Annotated in this window: 21 protein-coding genes; 8 read left to right on the top strand and 13 right to left on the bottom strand. The window is 71.5% G+C overall.

The genetic code is table 11. From position 1 onward, the window contains the following. Nucleotides 1–17 precede the first annotated feature (17 nt). The 4 genes from E2170_RS02665 to E2170_RS02650 form a co-directional block, all read right to left on the bottom strand. Nucleotides 18–479: an FKBP-type peptidyl-prolyl cis-trans isomerase gene (locus E2170_RS02665; protein WP_132999097.1), complete on the bottom strand. Its 462-nt coding sequence runs from the start codon at nucleotides 477–479 to the stop codon at nucleotides 18–20. Nucleotides 480–806: 327 nt separating this feature from the next. Beyond that, nucleotides 807–1433 (bottom strand): superoxide dismutase, encoded by a 627-nt coding sequence (locus E2170_RS02660; RefSeq protein ID WP_132999096.1) that lies wholly within the window; start codon nucleotides 1431–1433, stop codon nucleotides 807–809. 117 nt (nucleotides 1434–1550) lie between these two features. Then, entirely contained in the window at nucleotides 1551–2681 is a 1131-nt protein-coding gene (locus E2170_RS02655) for a PilT/PilU family type 4a pilus ATPase (protein WP_132999095.1), read from the bottom strand. A gap of 12 nt (nucleotides 2682–2693) precedes the next feature. Next, nucleotides 2694–3731 (bottom strand): type IV pilus twitching motility protein PilT, encoded by a 1038-nt coding sequence (locus E2170_RS02650; protein ID WP_132999094.1) that lies wholly within the window; start codon nucleotides 3729–3731, stop codon nucleotides 2694–2696. Nucleotides 3732–3867: 136 nt separating this feature from the next. On the opposite strand from E2170_RS02650, the gene E2170_RS02645 reads away from it, so the two are divergent. Together E2170_RS02645 and proC are read left to right on the top strand one after the other, a co-directional pair. After that, nucleotides 3868–4566, top strand: a complete 699-nt coding sequence (locus tag E2170_RS02645; protein WP_132999093.1) for a YggS family pyridoxal phosphate-dependent enzyme — start codon at nucleotides 3868–3870, stop codon at nucleotides 4564–4566. Nucleotides 4567–4681: 115 nt separating this feature from the next. Next, complete coding sequence (gene proC, locus E2170_RS02640; protein WP_132999092.1) at nucleotides 4682–5521, top strand: pyrroline-5-carboxylate reductase; 840 nt, start codon at nucleotides 4682–4684, stop codon at nucleotides 5519–5521. Here proC and E2170_RS02635 read toward each other — a convergent pair whose 3' ends face one another. The 3 genes from E2170_RS02635 to pdxH form a co-directional block, all read right to left on the bottom strand. Continuing rightward, complete coding sequence (locus tag E2170_RS02635; RefSeq protein WP_243708031.1) at nucleotides 5522–5917, bottom strand: DoxX family protein; 396 nt, start codon at nucleotides 5915–5917, stop codon at nucleotides 5522–5524. It lies immediately after the preceding gene. 78 nt (nucleotides 5918–5995) lie between these two features. Further along, complete coding sequence (locus E2170_RS02630; protein ID WP_132999091.1) at nucleotides 5996–6829, bottom strand: cobalamin-binding protein; 834 nt, start codon at nucleotides 6827–6829, stop codon at nucleotides 5996–5998. After that, on the bottom strand, nucleotides 6826–7422 hold the full coding sequence (pdxH, locus tag E2170_RS02625; protein WP_132999090.1) for a pyridoxamine 5'-phosphate oxidase: 597 nt from the start codon (nucleotides 7420–7422) through the stop codon (nucleotides 6826–6828). Before pdxH ends, E2170_RS02630 begins: the two co-directional genes overlap by 4 nt. A gap of 90 nt (nucleotides 7423–7512) precedes the next feature. Here pdxH and E2170_RS02620 point away from each other — a divergent pair, with 90 nt between their 5' ends. After that, nucleotides 7513–8319, top strand: a complete 807-nt coding sequence (locus E2170_RS02620) for a kinase (protein ID WP_425477836.1) — start codon at nucleotides 7513–7515, stop codon at nucleotides 8317–8319. Between the two features lie 21 nt (nucleotides 8320–8340). Here the strand turns inward: E2170_RS02620 and E2170_RS02615 are convergent, their stop codons facing one another. Then, a complete protein-coding gene (locus E2170_RS02615) occupies nucleotides 8341–8829 on the bottom strand; it encodes a hypothetical protein (protein ID WP_132999088.1) in 489 nt (162 codons plus the stop codon). A 140-nt stretch (nucleotides 8830–8969) separates the two neighbouring features. Then, nucleotides 8970–9173 (bottom strand): dodecin family protein, encoded by a 204-nt coding sequence (locus E2170_RS02610; RefSeq protein WP_132999087.1) that lies wholly within the window; start codon nucleotides 9171–9173, stop codon nucleotides 8970–8972. A 156-nt stretch (nucleotides 9174–9329) separates the two neighbouring features. On the opposite strand from E2170_RS02610, the gene E2170_RS02605 reads away from it, so the two are divergent. Next, nucleotides 9330–9893, top strand: a complete 564-nt coding sequence (locus tag E2170_RS02605) for a shikimate kinase (RefSeq protein WP_132999086.1) — start codon at nucleotides 9330–9332, stop codon at nucleotides 9891–9893. Then, complete coding sequence (gene aroB / locus E2170_RS02600; protein WP_132999085.1) at nucleotides 9890–10981, top strand: 3-dehydroquinate synthase; 1092 nt, start codon at nucleotides 9890–9892, stop codon at nucleotides 10979–10981. The genes E2170_RS02605 and aroB overlap by 4 nt, the downstream gene beginning before the upstream one ends. Before the next feature lie 15 nt (nucleotides 10982–10996). On the opposite strand, the gene E2170_RS02595 is transcribed toward aroB, so the two are convergent. Beyond that, nucleotides 10997–11713 carry a hypothetical protein gene (locus E2170_RS02595; protein WP_132999084.1) on the bottom strand — a complete coding sequence of 239 codons (717 nt, stop codon included), beginning with the start codon at nucleotides 11711–11713 and terminating at the stop codon, nucleotides 10997–10999. A 105-nt stretch (nucleotides 11714–11818) separates the two neighbouring features. Between E2170_RS02595 and E2170_RS02590 the strand changes: the two genes are divergently transcribed. Together E2170_RS02590 and hemE are read left to right on the top strand one after the other, a co-directional pair. After that, nucleotides 11819–12076 carry a WGR domain-containing protein gene (locus E2170_RS02590; RefSeq protein WP_132999083.1) on the top strand — a complete coding sequence of 86 codons (258 nt, stop codon included), beginning with the start codon at nucleotides 11819–11821 and terminating at the stop codon, nucleotides 12074–12076. Nucleotides 12077–12113: 37 nt separating this feature from the next. Beyond that, the gene (gene hemE, locus E2170_RS02585) at nucleotides 12114–13187 is read left to right on the top strand and encodes a uroporphyrinogen decarboxylase (protein WP_132999082.1); all 1074 of its coding nucleotides are present in this window, start codon (nucleotides 12114–12116) and stop codon (nucleotides 13185–13187) included. An 11-nt stretch (nucleotides 13188–13198) separates the two neighbouring features. Here the strand turns inward: hemE and E2170_RS02580 are convergent, their stop codons facing one another. Then, nucleotides 13199–14209 (bottom strand): hypothetical protein, encoded by a 1011-nt coding sequence (locus E2170_RS02580; protein WP_132999081.1) that lies wholly within the window; start codon nucleotides 14207–14209, stop codon nucleotides 13199–13201. Then, nucleotides 14206–17748 (bottom strand): ligand-binding sensor domain-containing protein, encoded by a 3543-nt coding sequence (locus E2170_RS02575; RefSeq protein WP_243708030.1) that lies wholly within the window; start codon nucleotides 17746–17748, stop codon nucleotides 14206–14208. The genes E2170_RS02580 and E2170_RS02575 overlap by 4 nt, the downstream gene beginning before the upstream one ends. 165 nt (nucleotides 17749–17913) lie before the next feature. On the opposite strand from E2170_RS02575, the gene E2170_RS02570 reads away from it, so the two are divergent. Continuing rightward, on the top strand, nucleotides 17914–18564 hold the full coding sequence (locus E2170_RS02570; protein ID WP_132999080.1) for a YceI family protein: 651 nt from the start codon (nucleotides 17914–17916) through the stop codon (nucleotides 18562–18564). Nucleotides 18565–18588: 24 nt separating this feature from the next. On the opposite strand, the gene E2170_RS02565 is transcribed toward E2170_RS02570, so the two are convergent. Continuing rightward, a complete protein-coding gene (locus E2170_RS02565) occupies nucleotides 18589–18819 on the bottom strand; it encodes a glutaredoxin family protein (protein ID WP_132999079.1) in 231 nt (76 codons plus the stop codon). Between the last annotated feature and the right edge of the window lie 3 nt (nucleotides 18820–18822).

Here is an 18822-nt window from a genome sequence, read left to right as displayed (position 1 = left end):
CCCGGGCGCGGTCGCGGTCAGCCCAGGCCGAACTGGATCTCGTCCGGCGTGGGCACGCGCACCGACAGCACCTCCAGCTCGGCGCGGAAGCGGCGCCCGGCCAATGGGTGGTTGCCGTCGACGGTGAGGGTGTCGGGGCCGACCGCGGTCACGACCACCTCCAGCGGGCCCTTGGCCGTGGTGGTTTCCAGCTTGTCGCCGACCTTCGGCTCCGAGGGCGCACGCCACATCGTGCGCGGCAGGGTCTGCACCAGCGCATCGTGGCGGGGACCGAAGCCGTCCTCGGGCGAGACCACCACATCAACGCGATCGCCGGCCTTGCGGCCCTCCAGCGCCTGCTCCAGCCCGCGCGCGATGCCGCCGGCGCCGTGCATGTAGGTCAGCGGCTCGTGGCCGCGGGTGCTGGTGATCGTGTCGCCGCTGTCGGCGTCGGTCAGCGTGAAGTGCACGGTGGCGATGCGGCGGTCTGCGATGTCCATCGGCGGCGCGGGTCCTGGTTGGGTACCGCGGCATCCTTGACCAGCGCCGCGCCATGGCGCAAGCCCGGGCGCCTCCCAGCGTGACCGCAATCCCTTCCCCCGCCTGGGGCATCCCGACCCGAATCCGATAAACGCCACAGCCCGTCCCGTGCACAGGGGGTGTGCGGACAGCCGGCCATGGATGGCCGGCGGCCGGCTTCCGTAGCTGGACGCGGAGGCGGCCGGGGGAGCACACCCCCTGTGCACGGGACGGGCAGCGCGCGCTACAACGGAGTCGCTCCATGAAAAAACCCCGCAGGAATGCGGGGTTTTCCTTCCGGGGCGGCCTCAGCCGGCGACGGCTTCCTGGTAGCGGCGCTCGACCTCGTTCCAGTCGACCACGTTGTAGAACGCGGCGATGTAGTCGGGGCGGCGGTTCTGGTACTTCAGGTAGTAGGCGTGCTCCCACACGTCCAGGCCGAGGATCGGGGTGTTGCCCGAACCGATGCCCTTCATGAGCGGGTTGTCCTGGTTGGCGCTGCTCTCGACGGCGAGCTTGCCGGACTTGTCCACGCTCAGCCACGCCCAGCCGCTGCCGAAGCGGGTCAGCGCGGCCTTGGTGAAGGCGTCCTTGAAGGCGTCGAAGCCGCCCAGGTCGCTGTCGATGTGCTTCGCCACCTCGCCCACCGGCTCGCCGCCGCCCTTGGGCGACATCACCGTCCAGAACAGCGAGTGGTTGGCATGGCCGCCGGCGTTGTTGCGCAGCGGGCCGCGCTTGTCCTCGGGCAGGGCGTCGAGGTTGGCGATGATCTCCTCGGCGGACTTGTCGGCCCACTCCGTGCCTTCCAGCGCCGCATTGGCGTTGTTGATGTAGGTCTGGTGGTGCTTGGTGTGGTGGATTTCCATCGTCTCGGCGTCGATATGCGGCTCGAGCGCGTCGTAGGCGTAGGCAAGCTTGGGCAGGGTGAAGGCCATGGGGATCTCCGGGAATGGTGGATCGGGCCTGCCATTGTCGCCGCTGGCAGGTAAAAAGTGCGCAAAGGAAAGGGCGCCGCGAAGGCGCCCTTTCCCTGGATCGCGGAACGCTGCGTCTCAGTTGACCTCGGCGACCTCGACCCCGTCCAGGCCCTGCGACAGCGTGCGCGCGTCGCCGCCCTGGGCGAGCTTGATGCGCAGGCGCACCTCGTTGGCGGAGTCGGCGTAGCGCAGGGCGTCCTCGTAGGAGATCTCGCCGGCCTGGTAGAGCTCGAACAGGCTCTGGTCGAAGGTCTTCATGCCGAGGTTGGTCGACTCCTTCATGATTTCCTTGAGCTTGTGGATCTCGCCGTCGCGGATGTAGTCCTGCACCAGCGGGGTGCCGAGCATGATCTCCATCGCCACCCGGCGACCCTTGCCGTCCGGGGTCGGGATCAGCTGCTGCGCGACCACGCCCTTGAGGTTCAGCGACAGGTCCATCAGCAGCTGGCCGCGGCGGTCCTCCGGGAAGAAGTTGATGATGCGGTCCATCGCCTGGTTGGCGTTGTTGGCGTGCAGGGTGCACAGCACCAGGTGGCCGGTCTCGGCGAAGGCGATGGCGTGGTCCATGCCCTCGCGGGTGCGCACCTCGCCGATCATGATCACGTCCGGCGCCTGGCGCAGGGTGTTCTTGAGCGCGTTCTCCCAGGTGTCGGTGTCGATGCCGACCTCGCGCTGGGTGATGATGCAGCCCTCGTGCTTGTGCACGAACTCGATCGGGTCCTCGATGGTGATGATGTGGCCCGTCGAGTTCTGGTTGCGGTAGCCGATCATCGACGCCAGCGAGGTCGATTTACCGGTACCCGTCGCGCCGACGAAGATGATGATGCCGCGCTTGGTCATCGCCAGCGTCTTGATGATCGGCGGCAGGTTGAGCTCCTCGATCGACGGGATCCTGGTCTCGATCCGGCGCAGCACCATGCCGACCTGGTTGCGCTGGTAGAAGCAGCTCACGCGGAAGCGACCGACACCGGACACGCCGATGGCGAAGTTGCATTCGTGGGTGCGCTCGAACTCCTCGCGCTGCGGCGGCGTCATCACGTTGAGCACCAGGTCGCGCGACTGTTGCGGCGTGAGCGGGTTCTGGGTGATCGGCGAGATCTTGCCGTGGACCTTCATCGACGGCGGCATGCCGGCGGTGATGAACAGGTCCGAGGCCTTCTGATGGGCCATCAGCTTGAGGTAGGAAGTGAAGTCGATGGCGCTCATAGGGTGCTCCGGTTACTCGAACAGCCGCTTGTCCTTGGCATAGTCGCGCGCCTGCTGGCGGGTGACCATGGAACGCTTCACCAGGTCCTGCAGGTGCTGGTCGAGCGTCATCATGCCGTGCTGCTGGCCGGTCTGGATCGCGGAATACATCTGCGCGACCTTGTCCTCGCGGATCAGGTTGCGGATGGCCGGGATGCCGACCATGATTTCCCAGGCCGCGGTACGGCCGCCGCCGACCTTCTTCAGCAGCGCCTGCGAGATCACCGCGCGCAGCGACTCCGACAGCATCGAGCGCACCATCGGCTTCTCGCCGGCGGGAAACACGTCGATGATGCGGTCGATGGTCTTGGCCGCCGACGAGGTGTGCAGGGTGCCGAACACCAGGTGACCGGTTTCCGCGGCGGTCAGGGCCAGGCGGATGGTCTCCAGGTCACGCAGCTCGCCGACCAGGATGTAGTCGGGGTCCTCGCGCAGCGCCGACCTGAGCGCCTCGTTGAAGCCGTGGGTGTCGCGGTGCACCTCGCGCTGGTTGATCAGGCACTTCTGCGCGGTGTGCACGAACTCGATCGGGTCCTCGATGGTGAGGATGTGCCCGTACTCGTTCTTGTTGACGTGGTCGACCATCGCCGCCAGCGTGGTCGACTTGCCCGAGCCGGTCGGGCCGGTGACCAGGATCAGACCCTGCGGCTGGTCGATCAGCTCCTTGAAGATCCGCGGCGTGCCGAGGTCCTCCAGCGTCAGCACCTCGGATGGAATCGTGCGGAACACCGCGCCCGCGCCGCGGTTCTGGTTGAAGGCGTTGACGCGGAAGCGCGCCAGGCCGGCGATCTCGAACGAGAAATCGACCTCGAGGAATTCCTCGTAATCGCGGCGCTGCTTGTCCGACATGATGTCGTAGACCAGCGCGTGGACCTGCTTGTGGTCCAGCGCCGGAATGTTGATCCGGCGGACATCGCCGTCGACGCGGATCATGGGCGGCAGGCCCGCGGACAGGTGCAGGTCCGAGGCCTTGTTCTTGACCGAGAACGCCAGAAGTTCGGCGATATCCATGCATGCTCCCCAGCGGCAGTGCACAAGTTGGTGTCAGGGCGCCGGGCCGATGGCCGGCTGGCGCCAGAGTACTCCCCGGGGGCAGTATAGCCCCGTATCCGCGTCACATATCCAGCGGTGCCGGAGGAGCAGCCAGATGCCGACCAGTCCCCTCGCGCGCGTCCTTGCCGCAATGGAAAACGCCAATCGCCACGAGGCTCGGCCAGCGCCGCGCCTGGTCGCGGTGGGCAAGACCCGGGAAGCGGGCGAGATCGCGGCGCTCGCCTCGGAATGGACGGACCTGCGGCCCGGAACCGCGCTCGCCTTCGGCGAGAACTATGTACAGGAGGCCGCGGCCAAGGTCGCCGCACTGGAAGGCAGCGGGATCGAGTGGCACCTGATCGGCCACCTGCAGTCGAACAAGGCCGGGCTGGCGGCGTCGCTGTTCGACTGGGTGCAGTCCGTCGACCGGCCAAAGCTGGTGGCGGCGCTGGCCGACGCCCGCGATCCCGCGCGTCCGCCGCTGAACGTGCTCATCCAGGTCAACGTCGAGGCCGAGGCAGGCAAGCACGGCTGCGCGCCAGCCGAGGTGCCGGCGCTGGCCGCAGCCATCGCCGGGCGGCCGACGCTGGCGCTGCGCGGCCTGATGGCGATCCCGGAGCCTCACCCCGACCTGGAACAACGCCGGGCCGCGTTCGCGGCGATGCGCGGTCTGCACGAGGCCCTGCTCGCCGACCACCCGGGCGCGGACACGCTGTCGATGGGCATGAGCGAGGATTACGAACTGGCGATCGCCGAGGGCGCGACCATGGTCCGCATCGGCACCGCGCTGTTCGGGCCGCGCACCGCGGTATAGACGCAGGCGCGTCCGGCAGGCGCATGCGCCGTGCCCTGTCGCGATGGCGATCACGGTCGCGGCGGCCGGCGTGCTCGGCCACAATGGCCGCCCCGTTTCCGAGGACACTCGCGCCATGACCCGACCCGCATCCGGCACCACGGACAGCATCGCCTTCATCGGCGGCGGCAACATGGCGCGCAGTCTCATCGGCGGCATGGTGGCGCGCGGGGTGGAGCCGGCCTGCATCCACGTCGCCGAACCGGTGGATGCGCTGCGCGAGGCGCTGGCCCGCGACTTCGGCGTCCAGGTGCATGCCGATGCCGCCGACGCGGTCGAAGGTGCCGGGACCTGGGTGTTCGCGGTCAAGCCGCAGGTGATGCGCGCGGTCTGCGAAGGCCTGGCCGACCGCGCGCGCAAGACGCGGCCGCTGGCGGTCTCGATCGCGGCCGGCATCACCGCCGGCCAGCTCTCGGCGTGGCTGGGCGGCGACGCCGCCGTGGTCCGCGCGATGCCCAACACCCCCGCCCTGCTCGGCGCCGGCATGACCGGCCTGCATGCCAATGCCGCGGTCGACGCTGCCGGGCGCGAGCGCGCGCAGGCGCTGCTGGCCGCCGCCGGCGAGACCGTCTGGGTCGACGACGAGGCGCTGATGGACGCGGTGACCGCGGTGTCCGGCAGCGGCCCGGCCTACGTCTTCCTGCTGGCCGAAGCCATGGAGGACGCCGGGCGCGCCCAGGGCCTGCCACCCGAAGCGGCGCGCGCCCTGGTGCAGCAGACCCTGCTCGGTGCCGCGCGCATGCTCACCGGCTCCGACGAAGCGCCGGCCGAACTGCGTCGCCGCGTCACCTCGCCCGGCGGCACCACGCAGGCCGCGATCGAGGCCTTCGAGGCCGGCGGCCTGCGCAAGTTGGTGGCCACCGCCATCGAGGCCGCGACCGTGCGCGGCCGCGAGCTGTCCGCGGCCAACGACTGATCAGCCCTGGTTGATCCCGTAGCGGCCCGGGCCGAGCAGGGCGATCGCCACCGCGGTGGCCAGGAACATGCCCTGCAGCTCCAGCGCCCAGCCACCGGTCGAGTTGAGCTGGCCGAGCTGGCCGATGTGCGCCAGCGCGATCGCGAACAGCATGTTGATCGCGACCAGGGCGGCACCGATACGGGCATGGAAACCTGCGATCAGCATCAGCGGCGCCAGCACCTCGCCGACCAGGACGCCGTAGGCGAGGAAGCCCGGCAACCCCTGGGCCACGACCATGCCCTCGATGCCCGACATCCCGCCGCGCAGCTTGGCGATGCCGTGCAGCAGGATCAGCACGCCCAGCGCGAGGCGCAGCAGCAGCCGTCCGAAGTCCTGCATCGCAGCCTGGTTCATCCCGTGTCCCCGCCTCGTTGGTCGAAGCGGGGATGATCGCAGACGCGCCCTGTCATCGTCAGCAGGCCGACGCCGCGATCAGGCCTGCGGATTGCCGCGCCGGCTCGTACGCTCCGCCCAGCCGTGGACGATGTCGGCCAGCGCGCGCACGCCATCGGTCAGGGCCGCCGGCCCCGGCTGCAGGATCAGGGGCGACTTCACCTCGTGCAGTTCGCCGTCGCGCACCGCGGGAATCGCGTCCCAGCCCGGGCGGGCGGCGACCCGGTCGGGCCGGAACTTCTTGCCGCACCAGGATCCGATGATGATGTCCGGCGCGCGCCGCACCACTTCGCCCGCATCGGCGAGGATGCGCTGCTTCGCCAGCGGCTCGGCGGCAAGCTCCGGGAAGACATCGTCGCCGCCGGCGATGCGCAGCAGTTCGGCCACCCAGCGGATGCCGGTGATCGGCGGCTCGTCCCACTCCTCGAAATAGACGCGCGGCCGCCGCGCCAGTGTCGCGGCGCGCGCCTCGACCTCGTCGAGGCCGCGCTGCAGTTCGTCCGCATACGCTTCGGCCCGCGCCGACGCGCCCACCAGGGCGCCGAGCCTGCGCACGTAGTCGAGGATGCCGTCGACGCCGCGGTGGTTGCTGATCCAGACCTCCACGCCACGGCGCACCAGTTCGGCGGCGATGTCGGCCTGGATGTCGGAGAAGCCGATCGCCAGGTCGGGCTCCAGCTTCAGGATCTCGTCGATCTTCGCGCTGGTGAAGGCGCTGACCTTGGGCTTTTCCCCGCGCGCCCGCGGCGGCCGCACGGTGAAGCCGCTGATGCCGACGATGCGGTGGTCCTCGCCCAGGGCGTACAGGGTCTCGGTCGGCTCCTCGGTCAGGCAGACGATGCGCCGCGGGCCGCGCGCGGGCGCGTCGCTCACGGGTACAGCATCCGCTTGCTGCAGCCGCCGGCGAGGTCGCGCTCGTACAGCCAGCGCTCGTGCCAGCGGTATTCGGCGGCGTACCAGAACTCGATGCGCTCGGGATCGACGCGCAGGCCGGTCCAGCGCGGCGGCCGCGGCACCTCGCGGCCTTCAAACTCGCGTTCGCTCTCGGCCAGGCGCTGCTCGAAGGTTTCGCGCGACTCCAGCGGCTCGGACTGCAGCGACGCCCAGGCACCGAGCTGGCTGCCGCGCGGCCGGCTGGAGAAATAGGCGTCGGCCTCGGCCTCGTCGACGATCGACACCCCGCCCTCGATGCGCACCTGCACCCCCAGACGCACCCGCGGCCAGTGGAACAGCAGCGAAGCGCGCGGGTTCGCTTTCAACTCGCGGCCCTTGCGGCCGTCGAGGTGGGTGTAGAAGACGAAGCCGCGGGCGTCGTGCGCCTTCAGCAGCACGGTGCGCAGCGAGGGCCGGCCGTCGGGGGTGGCCGTGGCCAGGTACATCGCGGTGCGATCGGGCTCGCCGGCGGCCAGGGCCTCGTCGAACAGGGTGTCGAAGGTGGTGAGGGCTTCGGCGTACAGGTCGGTCATCGGTGGAGGTGCTCCGCGGTCGTGCCATGTCGGGCGCGCGGAATCCCCGCGCGGCTGCGCTATCGTGCCCGGATGGCGACGCCGATGCACATGCCGGTCGATGGCTTCGACCACGGCTTCGTGTCCACGATCCTGGACGATGCGCTTGATGCCGCACCGGCACGCGGTGCCCGCGTGTACGGCATCAGCGGCCTGCAGGGCAGCGGCAAGTCGACCCTGGCCGCGCAGCTGGTCGCCGAGGCCGCGCGCCGCGGCATCCATTGCGCCCTGCTGTCGATCGACGATGTCTACCTGCCGCGCGCGGCGCGCCTGCGTCTCGCGCACGAGGTCCATCCGCTGCTGGCCACGCGCGGGCCGCCGGGCACGCATGAGGTCGCGCTCGCGATCGAGGTGCTCGACGCCCTGCGCGACGGCCGCGGAACCGCCCTGCCGCGCTTCGACAAGCTGGCCGACGACCGCCTGCCGCACGCGGACTGGGCGCGCGTGGATGGCGTCGACCTGGTGCTGTTCGAAGGCTGGTTCCTGGGCACACCCGCCGAGTCGGACGTGGCGCTGGCCGCGCCGGTCAACGAGCTGGAGCACAGGGAGGATCCCGACGGCCACTGGCGGCGCTGGTGCAACGCCGCCATGGCGCGCGACTACCCGGCACTGTGGCAGCGGATCGACCGCCTGCTGTTCCTGCAGCCGCCGGGCTTCGACATCGTCCCCGAATGGCGCTGGCAGCAGGAGCAGGCGCTGGCCAAGGTCGATCCACAGCGCCGCGGGATGGACCGCGCCGCGGTCGAACGCTTCACGCAGCATTTCGAGCGGGTCAGCCGGCAGGCGCTGCGCAGCCTGCCGGCCATCGCCGACGTCACCGTGGCGCTGGACGCCCGGCGCCGGCCGCTCCGGGCCTGAGCGCCGCAGCGGTGCCCGCCGTCAGCGGATCAGGTCGCCGATGTCGTTGTCCCGGTACTCGGGCGACATGGCCGACTGCTCGCAGTGGCGGGCGCTGGTCTGGTAGCCATCCTCGCTGGTCACCGTGTAACTGGTTCCGTCCGGTATCTCGTACGTTGAGGTGAGCGTCTCGACCTGATCCTCCCGGCCCCAGGCGGCACCGCCGTGCGAGCACTCTTCCGTTACCCGATAGGTCGTGGCACCCGCCCTTTCGATCCGCTTGAACGTGCAGTCGAGGTTCATGCCGGTCCGCGTCACCAGCGAGAACACGTCCGCCCTCGATGCCTGGCCGCAGGGCGTTTCCGATCTCACGTAGTAGCCACGGCGCAGCGGCAGTTCGTCCACGACCCCGGCGGCTGCCGGTTCCGCCGCGGCCTCCACGACGGATCCGCCATCGACCGCCGCATTGCAGGCCGTCCCCAGGGCCAGCAGGCTGCCCATCAGCAACCGTCCTTTCGTTCCTGCGCTCATCGTCCGCTCCCGTTGTCGTGCATACGGCAGCCAGAACGCATTCGGCGGCGCCACGCGGCCGCCGCCCTCGAAGGACCAGGTGCCAGGCGCCAGCGCCAGCGCCGCGAACCGCCGGCGCCGCCAGCCCGTGAGCGCCGCGATCAGTCGACCACGAAGCTGATCCGCAGGTTCACCCGCCACTCGGTGATGTTGCCGTCGCCGTCGGTGACGACCTTGGTTTCGTTGATCCAGGCGCCCTTGATGTTCTTCACGGTCTCGGCGCACTTGGCGAGCCCCTTGCGCACGGCGTCTTCGACGCTGGTGGGCGAGGAGGAATTGAGTTCGATGACCTTGGCGATCGCCATGACAGGCTCCTTCTGAAAGCGCCGCCCGCGGCGGCAGGAACCGCCACCTTCGGCGCTGTGGCGTTAACGCCGCGCCTTCGCCGCGTCATTGCCGCGTCATCGGCGATGCGCCGGACTGCTAGCATCGCCGTGTCCCCCAGCGAACGCGCCTGTCCGATGAATCCCGCCCGCCACCTCGTGCTCGTCGGCCCCATGGGCGCCGGCAAGACCTCGATCGGGCGCTGCCTGGCGCGGCATTTCGGCCTCGACTTCGCCGACAGCGACCACGAGGTGGAGGTCCGCACCGGCGCCGGCATCCCGACGATCTTCGAATGCGAGGGCGAGGCCGGCTTCCGTGCCCGCGAACGCGAAGCGCTGGCAGTGCTGCTGGCTGGACCCGACGCGGTGCTCGCCACCGGCGGTGGCGCGGTGCTCGATGCCGGCAACCGTCAGTTGCTGGCCGACCACGGCTTCGTGGTGCACCTGCGCGCCGACGTGCCGGCGCAGCTCGAGCGGCTGGCGCGCGACCGCAGCCGCCCGCTGCTGGCCACGGGTGATCGCGAGGCCACGCTGCGCCGGCTCGCCGCCGAGCGCGATCCGCTGTACGCCGAAGTCGCCGACCTGGCCTTCGACACCCGCCATCTGCCGGCCGCGGACGCCGCCCGCAGGCTGGCCGGCCTGCTGGAATCGCAATGGCGGCGCGAGGCCCTCGGGCAGCCGCGGCCGGAGCCGGCGGCATGAGCGCGCGTCAGCGCATCGAGGTCGGCGGCGCGGCGCCCTACGCCATCGACATCGGCCCCGGCCTGCTCGCCGACGGCGCCGCCCTGGCCGCGCCGCTGCGCGGCCGCCAGGCCCTGCTGGTCAGCGACAGCCGCGTCGCCCCGCTGCTGGCCGACGGCGTCCGCGAGGCCCTGCTCGCCGCGCGCCCGGAAGCGCGCGTCGAGACCTTCGTCCTGCCCGCCGGCGAGGCCAGCAAGACCCTGGCCTGTTTCGGCGGCGCGATCGACGCCCTGGCCGCGCTCGGCGCCCGGCGCGACGCGTGTGTGTACGCGCTCGGCGGCGGCGTGGTCGGCGACCTCGCCGGCTTCGCCGCGGCCTGCTGGATGCGCGGCATCGACTGCGTGCAGCTGCCGACCACCCTGCTGGCGATGGTCGACTCCTCGGTCGGCGGCAAGACCGCAGTCGACCTGCCGCAGGGCAAGAACCTGGTCGGCGCTTTCCACCCGCCGCGCGCGGTGCTGGCCGACACCGCCGCGCTGCGCACCCTGCCCGACCGCGAACTGCGCGCGGGCCTGGCCGAAGTCGTGAAGTACGGCGCCATCGTCGACGCCCCCTTCCTCGACTGGCTGTGCGGCCATGCCGGCGCCCTGCTGGAGCGCGAGGACGCCGCGCTGGCCGAGGCCATCGCCCGCAGCTGCGCGCACAAGGCGGCGATCGTCGAGCGCGACCCCTTCGAGCACGGCGAACGCGCCCTGCTCAACTTCGGCCACACCTTCGGCCACGCGATCGAGACGGAGCAGGCCTACGACGGCCTCAACCACGGCGAAGCGGTGGCCGTGGGCATGGTGCTGGCGGCGCGGCTGTCGACCCGGCTCGGGCTCGCACCCGCTACCGACGCGGACACGCTGCAGCGGGTGCTGGAGCGCTTCGGCCTGCCGGTCGAACTGCCGCGCGGCCTCGATCCCGCGGCCCTGGTCGCGCACATGCGCCTGGACAAGAAGGCGCTGGCCGGGGGCCTGCGCTTCGTGCTCTGGGACGGCACCGGCCGCGCCCGCGTGGTTGCCGACGTGCCTGAAACCGAGGTTCTGGCGGTGCTGCAGCCGCGCTGAAGGCGGCGGCGGGCTTCAGGGTTCGTCGACCGACTGGCCGAGGCGTCCGGCGCCCGCGCCGGCCCCCATGCCCATGCCCATCCCCATGCCCATTCCGCCGCCGGCGCCGCCTCCGCCACCACCACCGCGGCCGGCCCCGCCGTCCTTGCCACCGCCCTTGCCGCCGCTGGAAGCGACCCGCAGCGGACCCTGGTCCGGGATCGGCAGCGCCTCTGGAATCGGGTCCAGGTCCAGGGCATGGCGGACGAAGTCGCGCAGCGACACCACCAGTTCGGCCGTCCGCACCGTGCGCCCGGCCGCCATGTCGCCGGCCGCTGCGGCGGCCAGGCGCACCTGCTCGTCGGTGCCCAGCAGGATCACGTCCGACAGCGCGGCCTCCACCGCGTCGCGGATCCTGCGGCGGCGGTCGGAGCCTTCCTCGTCCGCGGCCGCGGCGGCCGCCATCGCCCCGGCCGCGTCCTCGCCCGCCGCCCGCTCCGCCATCCGCGCGCGCAGCTGGCGCAGGTGGGTGGGATCGACGTCGAGGTCGCCGGTGAACGAACCGCCCAAGGTCTTGTAGGCCGCGATCAGGGTCTTCAGGCGCTCGTTGATCTGCCGGTTCTCGCGCTCGCGGCGGCGCTGCAGGGTCTGCATGAAGACCAGGCGGATGCCGATCGCCACCAGCGAGAACAGCACCAGCCCGAGCAGGGTGGTGCCCGCCGCGCTCCACGAACTGAAATCGAAACCACGCATGCGCCAGGCCTTGCCGGGGGAAACGGCAGGTATAGCCGCCACCCCCGCCACAGACAAGGCGGGAAGCGGCCGCCAGGGCCGACCGTGGCGTAGAATCGGCGCCCCATGCGCCTGCTCCTGCAACAACGCCCCGATGGCCACGAAGCCCCCCGCTTCGTGCAGCTGATGCTGCAGCCCGACCTGCTCGGCGGCTGGACCCTGCTCCGCGAAAGCGGCCAGATCGGCGGCCGCAGCAGCGTCCGCCGCGAGCAGTTCATGGACCAGGCCTCGGCCGTCGCCGCGCTGGAGCAGGCACGCGACCAGCAGCTCAAGCGTGGCTTCCAGCTGATGTTCGCGCAGGGCGCCGACGGCCCGCGCGGCTGATCCACGGCTCCACCCACCGCATCCCAGGACCAGAGACTTGCCCCAGACCCTTCGCAACGACCGCTTCCTCCGCGCCCTTCGCCGCGAGTCCGTGGACTGCACGCCGGTCTGGCTGATGCGCCAGGCCGGGCGCTACCTGCCGGAATACCGCGCCACCCGCGCCAGGGCCGGCAGCTTCCTGGCCATGGCCAAGAACCCGGAGATCGCCTGCGAGGTCACGCTGCAGCCGCTGGAGCGCTTCGACCTGGACGCGGCGATCCTGTTCTCCGACATCCTCACCATCCCCGACGCCATGGGCCTGGGCCTGCACTTCGTCGACGGCGAGGGCCCGAAGTTCGAGCGCCCGCTGCGCGACGCCGCCGCGATCGCGAAGCTGGGCGTGCCGGACATGGAAACGGAGCTGGGCTACGTGATGGACGCGGTGCGCGTGATCCGCCGCGAGCTCGACGGCCGGGTGCCGTTGATCGGCTTCTCTGGCAGCCCCTGGACCCTGGCCTGCTACATGGTCGAGGGCGGCGGCAGCAAGGACTTCGCGCGCATCAAGGCGATGGCGTACAACGATCCCAAGGCGCTGCACGCGCTGCTGTCGGTCAACACCGATGCGGTGATCGCTTACCTCGCCGCCCAGCGCGCGGCCGGCGCCCAGGCGCTGCAGGTCTTCGACACCTGGGGCGGCGTGCTGTCGCCGGCGATGTACCGCGAGTTCTCGCTGCCCTACCTGACCCGCATCGCGCGCGAGCTCGAGCGCGGCGAAGGCGCAGGCCGCACCCCGCTGATCGTGTTCGGAAAGGGCAATGCCGCCTGGCTGGGCGACCTGGCGGAATCAGGGGCCGAAGGCGTAGGCGTGGACTGGCTGATCGAACTCGGCGACGCCGCGCGCCGCACCGGCGGCAAGGTCGCGCTGCAGGGAAACCTCGACCCGGCCACGCTGTACGGCTCGCCCGAGGCGATCCGCCGCGAAGTGCGGCGCGCGCTCGACAGCTACCGCGACGGCAACGGCGGCTCGCGCGAGGGCCACGTCTTCAATCTCGGCCACGGCATGTCGCCGGACATGGATCCGGAGCACGTGCGCGTGCTGGTCGACGAGGTGCACGCCTACAGCCGGCGCTGAGCGGCGCCGGCTCAGCCCGTGCCGCTGCGCGCGGGCGCGAGCCGCCAGCCGCCGTCGCGCCGGGCATCGGAAGGCGCGCGGTATTCGAAGCGGATCTCGCGATGCCCCTCGGGCACCTCGGGATTGTGCGGATCGGCACCGACGCAGCCCGGGTACAGCCGCCCCTGCATGGCCATCGCCAGCACCGAAAGCGTCTGCGCCGCTTCGCCCGAGGGGTCGCGCGCGAGCACGCGGTCGCCCACCAGCCAGGCGCCGCCGCCCTGGTCCGACGTGGCCGACATGCTGGCGTCCGCGGGCTCGTCCGCCTCCGCGGCCAGGGCGTCCACCGGCACCGGCGACCAGCAGCTGCCGGTGCTCCCGATGTAGGTGCCGGCGACCAGTTCGGCCATGAAGGCCTCGAGCGTGCGCCTCACCGCGTCGCGCTCCATGGCGCCGGCGGCGACGCTGTGGCGACCCTTGACGTAGTACAGGCGGTCGACCAGCAGCGCCATCGCCGAGTGGTAGGTCCCTTCCTCGCGCTGCAGGGCCATGTCGGCCGAGCGCGCCGGGATCGGTCCGCCCTTGCCTACGCCCGGCGCCACCTCGAAGGCGCGCACCGGTCCGAACGTCGCCTCGACATAGCCGCCATCGACGCCGACGTTGGATTCGATCTCGGCCAGCGTCGCCTTCGCGGCCTGGTCGAGACGCGAGGCCGGCACCACGCCCACGGGATAGAAGTAGACGTCGATCCAGCGGTCGCGCCGCTCGCCCGACTGGTAGCGCACCGAGGCGCCCAGCTCGGCGGCGTCGTACAGCTTCTCCCCGGCCGCTTCCCAGCCGGCGACCTGCAGCGGGTACACCACGCGGGTCTCCTTCAGGAAGCCGCCCAGGAAGGGCTCCGCGGCCGCAGCCTTGCCCTCCGCGACCTCGGCGACCTCGGCGACCACAGCGCCTGCACGCGCCGACGCGCTTCCAGCCGGCAGCGCCGCGAGCAGCGCGCACGCCAGCACCGTTCCACGCCATCCCGATCGTGCATCCATCATCCCGCCTCCCCCTGTCGCAATGAATCGATCGCCTCACCCAGCATCGCGGCGGTCACCGGCTTGCGCAGGAAGCCGTTGAAGCCGGCGTCCCGCGCCAATGTTTCCGCCTCGGCGTCGGCGCGCGCGGTGACCGCAAGCAGCGGCGCTTCGAAGCCCTGGGCGCGCAGCTGGCTGGCCAGCGCCAGACCGGTGATGCCCGGCAGGTCGAGATCCAGCAGGGCGATGTCGAAACCGCTGCCGGAGACTTCCGCCAGCGCCGCCAGGCCATGCGGCACATGGACCACGTCGTGGCCGAGGGTACGCAGCAGGCCCACGATGACCTCGGCCACGGTGGCATCGTCTTCGACCAGGAGCAGGGACAGCCCGCCGCCACCGGCGCGCTCCCGCGGCAGGACCGCGGCATCGTCCCCGGCCGCGGCGGCAGGCGCCGCCACCTCGCGCAGCGGCAGGTCCACGGTGAAGTCGGTGCCCTGCCCCGGCGTGCTGTCGAGTTCGATACGGCCGCCCATCGCCACCGCCAGTTCCTGGCAGATCGCCAGGCCCAGGCCGCTGCCGCCGTAGCGCGCCGTGGTGCGCGCGCCGTCGGCCTGTTCGAAGCGGCGGAACAGGTGCGCCTGCTGTTCCTCGTTGAGACCGGGTCCGGTGTCGGACACCACCAGGCGCACGCCGCCGGACTTCATCGGCGCGGCCTGCAGCGCGACGCTGCCGGTCTCGGTGAACTTGACCGCGTTGCCCAGCAGGTTGAGCAGGATCTGGCGGACGCGGCCAGGGTCGCCCAGCAGCCAGCGCGGGGTATGCGCATCGACGTGGCGTCGGAAGGCCAGGCCGCGTTGCCGCGCGAGCGGCTCGACCAGGCCGCCGACCTCGTCCAGCAGGGCCAGCAGGTCGAAAGGCTGCACAACCAGCTCCAGCTTGCCGGCCTCGATCCGCGCCAGGTCGAGCGCATCGTTCACCAGCCGCATCAGGTGTTCGCCGGCGCCGCGGATGGCGTTGGCATAGCCGCGCTGGCGCGCGTCCAGGCCGGTCCCCAGCAGCAGTTCGCTCATGCCGAGCACGCCGGTCATCGGCGTGCGCACCTCGTGGCCGAGGGTGGCGAGGAAGCGGGTCTTGGCCAGCGACGCCTGCTCGGCGAGCTCGCGCTTCTCCTCGTTGAGCTGCCATGCATGCCGCTGCTTCAGTCGCTGCCGGTATCCGTAGACGATCCACAGCAGGCCCAGGGCACCGATGATCGTGAACGCCGCCACCGCCCAGGGCGCCTGCCACCACGGCGGCTCCACGCGCAGCTGCATCACCTGCACCGGCGTCCATTCGTGGTCGGCGGTGCGCGCCTGGATATGCAGGCGGTACGGACCCGGCGCCAGCCGCGCGAACACGCGCTCGCCCTGGGCGCCGGTCTCCACCCATCCCGGGTCGTAGCCATCCAGGCGGAAGCGGTAGCGGTGGGCATGGGCGTCGGTGAAGGACAGCAGGCGCGCGACCACGCGCAGGTCGCGGTCGTCGTGCCGCAGCGCCAGCGAGGATTGCGGTGCCAGCGACACGCGCCCGTCGCCGCGGCGCAGGTCGACCGACTCGATCGCAAGCGTAGGCATGCGCCCGCTCCACTGCACCGTGCGCGGATGGAACAGCAGCAGGCCGTCGGCGGTGCCCGCGGCCATGTAGCCCTGCGTCGAGGCGGCCATCGGGAACTCGCTGAACTCGTGGCTCGGCAGGCCGTCGCGCACGCCGTAGACGCGCAGGCGCCCGTTCTCCGGGTCGAAGCGAATCAGGCCGCGCACGGTCGTCAGCCAGATCACGCCGGCCTCGTCCACGATCACGCCGCCGGGCGCGACCATCGGCAGGCCATCGGACGCATCGACGGTGCGCAGCCTGCGCAGGGAGGCACCGTCCCATTCGTAGGCACCGAGTTCGCCGAGGCCGGCGATCCAGACCAGGCCGTCGCCGCCGACGGCCACGCTGTAGGCGGCCGCATCGCCCGCGCCGGGCACGGGATGGAAGCGGCGCTCGCCGTCGTCCCACTGCAGCAGGCCGCCGGTCGTGGCCGCCCACAGCCCGCCATCGGGCGCCTGCAGCAGGTGTTCGACCATGTCCAGCGACGCGAGGCCGCGGCCGTCGCCGCGATGGATGGTGTCGAGCACGCGCCCGTCGGCGGACCGCCGCTGGATGCTCTGGTGGCTGGCCAGCCACAGCGTGCCGTCCCGCAACTCCACGAACTGCGCGATCCGCCCGGGCGGCGCGCCGTCGGGGCCCGCTCCCGCCATCCAGCGCTGCACCCCGCCGCTGGCGGGATCGAAGCGAAGCAACTGGTCCTGGCAGCCCAGCCACACCCGGCCATCAACTGCCTCGAGCACGCCGAGCACGAACAGCGTGCCGCAGGCCGCCGGCAGGTGGTGCTCGATGTGGCCGGTCGCGGGATCGAGGTGGTCGAGCACGCCGCCGCTGCCGACCAGCCACATCCCGCCTCCGTCGCCGAACGACGAGGGCGCCACGCCGTAGACGAAGGCGTTCGCCGGCGACGACGGATCGCTGATGCGCCGCTGCAGCACGCTGAAGTTCCGCCAGTTGGCCGGCAGGTGCCACAGCCCGGAATCGGAGCTCGCGAACCACAGCCCGCCCTCGCGGTCCTCGTAGGCGGTCGACCACGCCGGCCGCACCCGTCCGCGGCTGGTGGTGCTGTACAGCGGCACGTTGTCGACGACGCCGTCGTGGACCCACGCCAGGCCGCTGCGGGTGTCCAGCCAGCGGGCACCGCGCGAATCCTCCAGCAGCATGTTGAGCGCGCGTTCGCCCAGTACCGGATCGATCCAGGGCAGGCGTTCGATGCGACCATCCGCATGGCGCACCATGCCCGCGCCGTGGATGCCCATCCACAGGCTGCCGGCATCGTCGAGTGCCATGCCGTCGAGCATCAGCGTACCCAGCCGGTCCGCGGGCAGGCGTTCGAAGCCGTTCCCGTCCCAACGCGCGACGCCGCCCTTGGTGCCCACCCACAGCGAGCCGTCGTCATCCACCACCAGGTGGGACACCCCGTCCGAAGGCAGGCTCGAGGGATCGTCCGGCTGATGCCCGAAGCGCTGCATCCGGTCATCTTCCGACAGCCGGTGCAGGCCGCCGTCGGAGGTGCCGAACCAGATGTCGCCGTCGGGCGTGCCGGCGATCGACCAGATGTCGTTGCTGGCCATCTCCGGCCGGGTCGCACGGTCGTACCAAGTGAAGCTTTCCCGGTCGGCGTCGAGACGGGCCAGCCCGGCGGAGGACGTCCCGATCCAGACGCGGTCGCGCCCGTCCACGTGCACCGACCACACGAAGTTGTCGCGCAGGCCCTCGCCGACGCGCCAGACGCGGAAGCCGACGCCGTCGTAGCGCGCAAGCCCGTCGCGGGTGGCGATCCAGAGGTAGCCCTGGCGATCCTCGGCGATCGCGTTGACGCGGTTGGAAGGCAGGCCGTCGAACACGCTGACCTGCCGCGGCTGCGGCAACTGCGGCCCCACGGCGAAGCCAGGGCACGCCGGCATCCACAGCAGGCACAACCAGAAACACATCGCCCAGCGCCGCATCGGTCTCCCCGTCCTGCCGGCAGCGCCCCGCACACCGCTCGACCCGGCGGCATCGTCGCAACGCGGCGGCGATGGCGCAAGCTTCGCCAGTCGCGCGGCGCGCGCCTAGAATCGATGCGAAGACCGTCCAGGCGTACATGGGAAGCCCGCATGCGAGTCCGCCGCCATCCACCCTTGCCGCTGCGCCTGCCTGCGCTGGCCGCGCTGTTCGCGATCGCCTGCGCGTGCTCGCAGTCGCCTCCGCGCGGGGCCGTCCCCGCCGCAGCCGGCGCGGAACCGCCGCATCCCGACGCGCTGGCCTACGCCCTGGACCCGGTGCATACCCGCATCGCCATCGCCGTCGACCATGCCGGCTTCTCGAAGGCGATCGGCACCGTGTCCGGCACCACCGGAACCCTGCACCTGGTGCCGGGCTCGTGGGAGGGTGCGCGCGTGGAAGCCGCCATCCCGCTGTCACGGCTGGACTTCGGCGACGGCGACTGGAACCGCGCGGTCGCCGGCGGCGGCCTGCTCGACAGCGGGCGCCATCCCGTCGCCAACTTCCGCTCGCTCCGGGTCGAAGCGCTCGACGCAGGCCGCGCCCGCATCCACGGCGAACTGGAACTGCGCGGAACCACCCGTGCCGTGGTACTGGATGCCGTGCGCAACGCGGAGAAGCGGCACCCGTTGCCGCCGTTCCGGCACACCGTGGGCTTCTCCGCCACCGCGACGCTCAGCCGGGCGGAGTTCGGCAGCACCGCCTGGGCTTCGATGATCGGCGACGCGGTGGAGGTGCGGATCGAGGTGGAGGCGACGCGGTAGAGGCTTCCCGCAAAGCTGCCCCCTTCAACCCCTTCCCAGGAATCTCCCCAGCGCCTCCACGTCGAACGGCCACTCCAGCTCGCGTCCATCACCCTCTTCGCGCAGCACCGGCACCCGTTCCCCGTAGCGCGCCTCCAGCCCGGAGTCGCCATCGATGAACACGCTCTCGAACTCCGGTGCCCGGGCCGCAGCCAGCACGTCCAGCGCCAGGTCGCAGAGGTGGCAGTCATCGCGCTGGAACAGGATCAGTGGCATCGC

It is taken from the genome of Luteimonas arsenica (genome assembly GCF_004352825.1).
GTDB lineage: Bacteria > Pseudomonadota > Gammaproteobacteria > Xanthomonadales > Xanthomonadaceae > Luteimonas > Luteimonas arsenica.
Note: the sequence above shows the minus strand (reverse complement) of the source record. Positions and strands in the feature narration are given on the sequence as shown.